General features: G+C 67.0%; 1 pseudogene. It reads right to left on the bottom strand.

Going from position 1 to position 436, the window contains the following annotated elements:
- Positions 1 to 436: pseudogene (locus AC1DN0_RS41540) on the bottom strand (5-methyltetrahydropteroyltriglutamate--homocysteine S-methyltransferase); the annotation flags it as partial.

Genomic DNA, 436 nt, shown 5'->3' with positions numbered 1-436 from the left:
GCGTTGGCGTCGGCGTTTTCCGCGCGCAGTTCGCGGGCGGCGGCCACCAGCGCTTCCAGCGCGGCCCGGGTTTCCTTCCAGCCGCGGGTCTTCAGGCCGCAGTCGGGGTTGACCCAGATCTGCTCTGGCCGCAGGACCTCGGCGGCCTTGCGCAGCAGCGCCAGCATCTCTTCCTTGTCCGGCACGCGCGGGGAGTGGATGTCGTACACGCCCGGGCCGATCTCGTTGGGGTACTGGAAGCGCACGAATGCATCCAGCAGCTCCATCCGCGAGCGCGAGGTCTCGATGGAGATCACGTCGGCATCCATTGCCGCCACCGAGTGGATGATGTCGTTGAACTCGGAATAGCACATGTGGGTGTGGATCTGGGTGGCATCGCGCACGCCGCTGGCACTGATCCGGAACGCTTCCACCGCCCAGTCCAGGTACTCGCGCC

It is taken from the genome of Cupriavidus sp. 05N39 (assembly GCF_056397325.1).
The sequence above is the reverse complement of the archived record's forward strand: the minus strand, read 5'-3'. Positions and strand labels throughout refer to the sequence as shown.